The organism is Companilactobacillus hulinensis (assembly GCF_003946555.1).
Lineage (GTDB): Bacteria > Bacillota > Bacilli > Lactobacillales > Lactobacillaceae > Companilactobacillus > Companilactobacillus hulinensis.
The window spans coordinates 21,313-29,588 of record NZ_RHOO01000029.1; the positions used below are offsets into that span (position 1 = coordinate 21,313).

Annotated in this window: 6 protein-coding genes; 5 read left to right on the forward strand and 1 reads right to left on the reverse strand. The window is 36.9% G+C overall.

Annotated elements, in window-relative coordinates; all coding sequences use genetic code 11:
- The first annotated feature begins 46 nt into the window (after window positions 1-46).
- Together EKM66_RS11360 and EKM66_RS11365 are read left to right on the forward strand one after the other, a co-directional pair.
- A complete protein-coding gene (locus EKM66_RS11360) occupies window positions 47-427 on the forward strand; it encodes a DUF4430 domain-containing protein (protein WP_125764708.1) in 381 nt (126 codons plus the stop codon).
- 199 nt (window positions 428-626) lie between these two features.
- Entirely contained in the window at window positions 627-1,343 is a 717-nt protein-coding gene (locus tag EKM66_RS11365) for a DNA alkylation repair protein (RefSeq protein ID WP_164505138.1), read from the forward strand.
- A gap of 104 nt (window positions 1,344-1,447) precedes the next feature.
- On the opposite strand, the gene EKM66_RS11370 is transcribed toward EKM66_RS11365, so the two are convergent.
- Window positions 1,448-2,797 carry an NCS2 family permease gene (locus EKM66_RS11370; protein ID WP_125764712.1) on the reverse strand — a complete coding sequence of 450 codons (1,350 nt, stop codon included), beginning with the start codon at window positions 2,795-2,797 and terminating at the stop codon, window positions 1,448-1,450.
- 387 nt (window positions 2,798-3,184) lie between these two features.
- Here EKM66_RS11370 and EKM66_RS11375 point away from each other — a divergent pair, with 387 nt between their 5' ends.
- The 3 genes from EKM66_RS11375 to EKM66_RS11385 are packed head-to-tail and all read left to right on the forward strand — an operon-like array spanning window position 3,185 to window position 8,158.
- Window positions 3,185-5,161: a glycosyltransferase family 2 protein gene (locus tag EKM66_RS11375; protein ID WP_125764714.1), complete on the forward strand. Its 1,977-nt coding sequence runs from the start codon at window positions 3,185-3,187 to the stop codon at window positions 5,159-5,161.
- An 18-nt stretch (window positions 5,162-5,179) separates the two neighbouring features.
- Entirely contained in the window at window positions 5,180-7,039 is a 1,860-nt protein-coding gene (locus EKM66_RS11380) for an ABC transporter permease (protein ID WP_125764716.1), read from the forward strand.
- A gap of 27 nt (window positions 7,040-7,066) precedes the next feature.
- The gene (locus EKM66_RS11385) at window positions 7,067-8,158 is read left to right on the forward strand and encodes a bifunctional glycosyltransferase family 2/GtrA family protein (protein WP_125764718.1); all 1,092 of its coding nucleotides are present in this window, start codon (window positions 7,067-7,069) and stop codon (window positions 8,156-8,158) included.
- Window positions 8,159-8,276 lie beyond the last annotated feature (118 nt).

Consider the following 8,276-nt stretch of genomic DNA (forward strand, 5'->3'; position numbering starts at 1 on the left):
ATATAATTAGAAACCGCAAGCCAATTTTATAAGAGGAGTATCTATCATGAAGAAAAGAATTACCGTATTATTAATGTCATTGTTATTACTTGTCGGCGTAATCGCACCCGCTGCCACAACAACTGCAGACGCAAAGACAAAGAATATCAAGGTTACTTACGTCTTGAAGAAGAATAAGAAACAAATTGCCAAGAAAACTGTTACTTTAAAGAAAAATGCCACAGTTATGACTGGTGTTAAAAAAGGCTGGAAAGTAACTCAAAAAGATGGTTTCATCTCAGCTATTGATGGTAAGAAACAAAACAACAAGAAGAAAATGTACTGGACATTCACTGTTAATGGTAAAAAAGTTAACGTTGCTGCCAACAAGAAGAAGTTAAAGAACAAAGACAAAGTTACATTTACACTTGCTAAATATAATGGTTAATAACCAGAGATTTATAGTTCTTAATCCATAGTATATATAAGGAGTCATACCTAACTAGTGCCACAATATCAAGTTAGATATGATTCCTTTTTTATCACAAATAAAACTGATATTCAATTCCTAGCGACATAAGTCATCCCTGCAAGCAATCATTTGCTATAATATGATTTACCAAATTAAGACCAAGGGGACTCGTCAAATGTTACTTAATCTGAAAGAATTAACATGGATTGATGCAGACTACCAAAAATTCCTTACTGAACTTGAAAGTATGAGTAATATAAAATATCGAAAACGTGCTGAAAAAATTGTAGTAACTGATTATAACGTTCTTGGTATTGCTATGAGTGAATTAAACGTGATTGGAAAAGAAATCAGTCAAGGTCATCCAAAAGCGTACCTTAATATCGTGGGAACTGAGAATTATGAAGTTGTTATCATCCAGGCATACGTTCTCAGTAATATGAAGCTACCACTTTCAGAATTTACAGACTATTGTGATACCTATCTTAAAAAGTCTAATTCATGGGCAACCTGTGACATGGTGATTCATTTCAAACAAGTTCTTAAATATCAGGAAGAGTTCCTAGTCACCATTAAAAAATACCTGAATAGTAATAATCCATGGTTACAACGAAGTGGATTGGTATTTTTACTAAAATTCTATAACACTGATGAATACATCGATGAAATTCTGAACCTTGCTATTAATATTAACAGCGACCAATACTACGTCCAAATGGCACAAGCTTGGCTATACGCAGTCGTCTTTCCTAATAATCAAGATAGAATCTACCAAATAATTTCCAACGATCCACAATCAAAAGTATCAAAATTGACTGTTCGAAAAATAAAATCGCTCCGCCACACAACCGATGATGAGAAAGCAGAATTAACTTCACTTATTACCTTGTGATTTGAGAATTTGGACAAATAAAAATGGTTTTCCTTAATTAAAAAGGAAAACCATTTTTATTTTACATTATTTAATTGACCGTTAATTAAGAAATAAATCCCAATCTAGCTGTGTGGCAAAACATTAATAATATACAACAACAATAGGAAGACAAAGAACAAACCATACATAATACCATTAACTTCTTTTCTTCTACCTGCGGCGATCATTGTCAATGGATATGCGAGAAATCCAAAGGCAATACCGTAAGTAATGTTATAAGTAAGTGGCATTGCTAGAACGGTTAAGAAGGCTGGTAATGCAATCTCGAACTTCTCCCAATGAATCCCTTTCATTGATTGAGCCATCAAGGCACCAACGATAATTAGAACCGGCGCAGTAACGTTTGATGTAACAACTGTCAATAATGGTGAGAAGAACATTGAAATAGCAAAGAAAAATCCAACGACAACTGATGTTAATCCTGTTCTACCACCGACTGCAATACCGGCACTTGATTCAACATAAGCTGTTGGAGGTGTAGTACCAAAGATAGCGCCACTGACCATTGAGATCGAATCAGCCATCAAGGCGCGTCCGATTCTTGGCATCTTACCATCTTCCATGATACTTGCTTGTTCAGCTAGTCCAATCAATGTACCAGCTGTATCGAAGAATGCTACCAATAGGAAGATAATAACAACTGCCCACATTTGCGGTTGATTAATAATATCACCTATATGTGTAACACCAACACCAAATGTTGGCTTCAAACTTGGAATTCCTGAGATGATGTGACTTGGCATCGGAATTAGTTTCGTTACTAATCCAGCGATAGTTGTGAACACCATACCTATAAAGATAGCACCAGGAACCTTTTTACACATAAGTCCGGCAGTAACGATCAATCCAGCAATCGTCAACAAAGTAGTTGGCGTTGTGAACGAACCAATCTCAACTAATGATGACTTACTTGCTTGAATAAGTCCCCCACCTTGTAGTCCAACAAAGGCAATAAACAACCCCAGTCCAGCGGAGACGGCCAGCTTCAAATCTTGTGGAATAGAATTGATTACTAATTCACGCAACTTCAATAATGAAACAATTAAGAAAATAATACTGGCAATGAAGACACCTGCCATAGCTGTTTTCCATGGAATACCCATCGCAATAACAACTGAATAACTGAAAAATGCATTGTCACCAAGTCCTGGTGCAATAGCAATCGGATAATTAGCCAAGATACCCATTAATACTGATCCAACAACCGCAGTCAGTGCTGTCGCTGTGAACAATGAGCCCTTGTCCATTCCTGAATCCCCTAATACTTGTGGATTAACGAATAAAATGTATGCCATAGATACAAAAGTTGTTAATCCAGCTAAAATCTCACGTCTAACATTAGTGTTAGCTTCTTTGAGATGAAATAAACGTTCTAAAAAACTTAGATTCTTTCCATCGTTTAATGATTCCAATATAAACGCCCCTAATCAATACTTTTTTCACGAACTTATATAGTATTGCAAAGATGGAATGTTTTTTCAATACAAATAGAAACATTTTTTTAATAATTTTAATTATAGTTCGTGTTTTACTGTACATTTTCAACAAATAAACGATTATTTCAGAATTTAATCTCATATATATTCTTCATTTCTGAAAATATCTGAACTTTGAACTATATCTGTTTAATCAGAAAGTTTCTGAGTACATCCCCTAATCACGAACAAATCAATTTATGTAAAAAATATTTCAATAAGCAGGTCTTATGTATGCGTTATTAATTCACACACGTAAAATTTTAGATGTATTATCTATATATAAGTATATTAATAATTCATTAGTCAGGGGAATTATCGTCAATGGGTATCTCAAGGAAAAAAGGATTTATTTATGTTCTCGCCATCGTCTTATCAGTGGTTTATTTGTTGTGGCGTGTTTTATTTACTATTCCTTGGCATGCTCATATTTTTACGCTTATTTTTGCCCTACTACTTGTAGGAAGCGAACTTGTCTCTAACTTCACTGCCTACGTCTTGATCATCTTCAGACTACTGGAAGCAAAAAAGGGGCGGAACCTTGAAATACCCAAGTTCGACCTGACCCAACCGGTACCTGACATTGATGTATTGATCGTCACTCACAACGAAGATGTATCTCTATTACGCAAAACAGTCAACGCCACTACCTTTATGAAATATCCCGACAAAAACAAAGTCCATATTGTTATCTGTGATGATGGTTGTCGACCGGAAGTAGAAAAACTAGCAGCTGAATATCACGTTGGCTACGTCAAAATGGAAGACAACAAAAAAGCCAAAGCCGGCAATATTAACCATGCTTTGGAACAATTACATTCACCACTATTCGCTATATTCGACACCGATATGATTCCATTCTCAAACTTCCTAACTAACAGTGTTCCCTTCTTCACTAAGAACTTCGCTGACCTAAAAGAAGATCCTGATCACACCAAACCATTGGGATTCGTTCAGACACCTCAGAGTTTTTATAATGCCGATATTTTCCAATTCAACCTTTTTGCTGAGAACTACGTTGCTAATGAACAAGATTTCTTTTCACGTGACGTTAACGTATTAAACGGATACAACGAAACCGCCCTATTCACAGGTTCTAACGCCGTCTTCTTAAGAAAAGCCGTCGATGAAGTTGGCGAATTTCCAACTGATACTATTACCGAAGACTTCGAACTAGGTACTGAGATAAATATGGAAGGATATATCAGTCTTGCTACAACTCAACCGGTATCAAGCGGCATCACACCAATTGATATCAAAGGTGTTATTAAGCAGAGAACTCGTTGGGCACGTGGAGTTGTCCAAAGTTGTCGTAACCTGCATATTTTCACTAATCCGCATCTCTCAATGACCAACCGAATAATTCTAATCAACACTTATCTATATTGGTGGACTTTTACTCGTCGACTAATTTATATTATTGCGCCACTACTGTACGCAATTTTCAGAATCCAAGTCGTTAATGCTAACTTCTGGATTCTAATGATAATTTGGGCACCCGGTTACTTCTTGTTACATTACGTACTTGGTGATGCTTCCAGCAAAATCAGAAATGAGCGTTGGGGAGAAATCCAAGAAACATTCTTTGCACCATATCTGTTCATCCCTGTATTACTAGAAACCATCGGTATCAGAGCCAAGAAATTCAAAGTAACTGAGAAAAATGTAACTTTCTCGTTCAAAGATAGACTGTATATACTACCGTATCTGTTCTTATGGTCGTCAACTCTCTATGCCATTATCAAGTTTAATTACGGCAAATGGGGTTCGGAAATTATCGTTGGTAGTGTTATAACCTTTTGGCTAGTCACCCACTTTATCAACTTAAGCTTTTGTATGTTTGTGTCTATGAAACGAAATATCTATCGCAAAAGTGAACGTTTTGCGCGTCAAATTCCAGGTAAAGTTCAAATTCCTGGAACTGATGAATGGGCTGATTTCAAAACCCGAGATGTCTCCGAAGGTGGATTTTCATTTGAATTCAATGATCCAAAGATACATTTGGAAGAGAATCAAGATTTTAATGGGATTCTATATCATGATGACACGCCGTTTGATTTTACCAGTCGTGTTGTTCGTGTTATCAATCAAGAACCCGTTTGGTACGCTGTTACAATCAAAATCAAAGAAGACGCTGGTCAAAATCATTACTTAGAATTGATTCACGATGGTGACAACACGCTACTACCAAAAGCACAGGATAACTGGATCACACCATTGGATGAACTACATTTAAACTTCGTTATGCACATGAAGAATATCGAACGCATATTTATCAGTGCATTCCGAAACAACTCTTAAGATTGCGAGTAACCTAAATTGTCAATTATTGGTTTTTTAATTTTTGCCATGGCCCTACTGGGTTATGCAGGTCTTCTTCGTGAGTTCGGTATCACCAAACATATGACATGGATATCTGCCATGATTATCGAGACCTTACTTTTATATGTATTTGCGATGTTGGGGTTCCTACGCTTCGGGCTTATCGCCGTTATTGTTTTGGGGTGCATAATCGAAGTAGTTAGAATATTTTTTGCCTTCTTCCATGTTGGAAAGACAAAATTAGAGGGTATGCATTACTTCGATATCTGGATGATAATAATTGGAATAATCCTCGGTCATACGCTCTACGAGAGCACATTACTTCACTATGATAATTACTCTCATTGGGCTGTTATCGTTAAATTCCTACTATATGAAGGACACTTGCCAACAGCCGCAGATTCACTGATATCATTCACATCCTACCCACCCGCAACTGCATTGTTCATTACTGAATATGTCAAATGGGTCGGGTTCAGCGATGGCAATATGCTAGTTGCACAATTCATGCTGATATGGGCTAGTTTCTATGCTATTTTCGCTGTCTTACGTGATCGTACACGTGCAATGAATGCCTTTATTCTTTGCTTCGTTATTTCGATCACCAATGTTTTTAACATTGCAATTCGTATGAATAATTTGCTGGTGGATTATGTCCTGCCAGTTATAACTGCAGCTGCATTTGCAGGAATATATGCATATCGGCATCAATACAAAATAGCCTGCTTCTTTGCGTTCATATTCAGTGCTGAATTAATGCTGATCAAGAATTCGGGAACTATGTATGTTGTGATGATTGGTTGCTATCTGTGGTACATCTTGATGAAGAACACTCATGGTGGCAAGTTAAAACGTTTTGGTAAGAGTATTTCTTTAACGGCTTTCACCATGTTGATGGGATATGCCCCGTTCTTTTGGTGGGGAAAACATGTCAAAGCAACTTTCAGTGCTGTCTCAAAACACCAAATAAGTACTCAAGCGTACAAGAGTCAGCTCTCAAGTGAAAGTTCAACTGTAATAATGAAAATTGGAAACAAATTCTTGGATCAAATCCTTAGTCTTAATTCTCTTTCAACCAAAGGTGTCTTACTCATAAATATTGGACTTTTAATATCTTGGATAATTATTCAATTAATATTAAATAAAAAAAGTAATTTATTTGCTACACTAATGGCAATAGACTTGAGTTTTGTTGCATACTATATCAGTGTCTTCGCAATGTATATTGTTTCAATGCCATACGCCGAAGCTATCAAACTGGATGGCTCAGAACGTTACTTATCAAGTATGGTAATTCTGAACTTATTATTAGGTACGATGTCGCTAGTCGTAGCAATTGATCGAGCGTATTCTGAGCAAGTCATTCAGAAACGTTCGCTGCGATCATTTCATTCAATTATTTCTAAGAATATGTATCAAATCTCAGCTTTGGTACTAATGATCTTTTCAGTGATACTTATGTTCTCCGAAATTAATGGTATTGAATATAACAACACTCTTGGGAAAGAACAATTACCATTTCAAATGGAGCATATGGCGGCCCAAACTACCAAAATGAACCATACGAAGATTCTGCTAGTAGATCCACACCCTGTCGATGTTGACGACTATTACACCGGATATGTTGGTCGATATTATTTCTTCTCAGACAAAGTCGTCGGTCAGGAAAACTTCACTATGACTAAGCCCGAATTCAAGGCTGCCTTGCAAGGATACAAGTACGTGGTTATCCCTGAATGGCACCGAACCTTCACGGTAATGACAGAAAAGGTCTACCATCAACATCTCAAAACCGGTATTTTCAAAATAACAAAAAATAAATTAATTCGTGTAAAAAACATTCAGCCAACAGCTTAACACTACATATTCGAGGGGGAATTATGTATGGCAACAATTGGAGTATTAATTCCGGCACTTAATCCGGATAATAAACTAATAGATTTAATCAACAATCTCACTACATCAAAGCTCTATGAGGATGAAAGAACCAATATTGTGCTTGTTGATGATGGAAGCGATGACGAGCATCAACCTATCTTCAGACAATTAGACGAACTTAGGCTGCCTAACATGATAATCCTGCATCATGGCATCAATCGTGGAAAAGGCGCTGCACTTAAAACAGGCTTCAAGTATATTCTGGAAAATCTTCCAAATGTAACTGGCATTGCAACCATGGATTCCGACGGTCAGCATACTGTGGATGCACTCGAACATTGTATTCAGAGATTCGATCAAGAACCGGATAAATTAGTTCTAGGAGTTCGGAAGTTTACTGAAGACATCCCGCTCAGAAGTAGTTTCGGCAATATTTTGACAAGCAGACTGGTAAAACTACTTACTCATCAAAATATATCTGATACTCAAACAGGCCTTAGAATAATTCCCGTTGATTATGTAAAGGAATCTCTCAAGTTTCCTGGTGAACGCTTTGAGTTTGAATTCGATATGTTACTTGAAGCTCATAAGTTCAACGTTGAAGTGATCGAACAACCTATCCCTACTATTTATTTGGATGGCAATAAATCCTCACACTTCCGTGTAATACGCGATTCAATTGCAATTTATTCACGGTTCTTAAAATTTGCGGCTAGTGGTCTAGTATCATTCTTCATTGATATTACACTGTTCTCAATCGTAATTTCCGTAATCGGCAATCACGTTCTTAATAGTATCTTAATCGCTACCGTCGTTTCACGTGTCTTGTCCTCAGTCGCCAACTATTTGATCAACCATCATCTGGTATTTAACCACGCTGGCCATCAGACTATGATCAAGTACGGAACACTGTTCATCGTTCAAATGCTTGCCTCTGGTTATTTGACTAATTTTGTTACTTGGCTGTTGCCTAATAGTTCTAGTCAAATCGTGCCGACAATTGCTAAGATGATTGTTGATTTCACGTTATTTATTATCAGCTATCAGATTCAGCGTGATTTTATTTTTAAAGAAAAGGATACTGTTGATGTTAAATAGGCTGTTGTTCTTTTGACGCTTCCGGTTGAAAAATGTTTTATCTGCTGATCGAGTAGGAGGTAAATTAATTACCGACCTCTCACACCACCGTACGTACGGATCCGTATACGGCGGTTCA

What these genes read in the sequence shown, in the direction of transcription:
- EKM66_RS11360 (WP_125764708.1), top strand. Translation starts at nt 47, where the DNA reads ATGAAGAAAAGAATTACCGTATTATTAATGTCATTGTTATTACTTGTC.
- EKM66_RS11365 (WP_164505138.1), top strand. Translation starts at nt 627, where the DNA reads ATGTTACTTAATCTGAAAGAATTAACATGGATTGATGCAGACTACCAA.
- EKM66_RS11385 (WP_125764718.1), top strand. Translation starts at nt 7,067, where the DNA reads ATGGCAACAATTGGAGTATTAATTCCGGCACTTAATCCGGATAATAAA.
- EKM66_RS11375 (WP_125764714.1), top strand. Translation starts at nt 3,185, where the DNA reads ATGGGTATCTCAAGGAAAAAAGGATTTATTTATGTTCTCGCCATCGTC.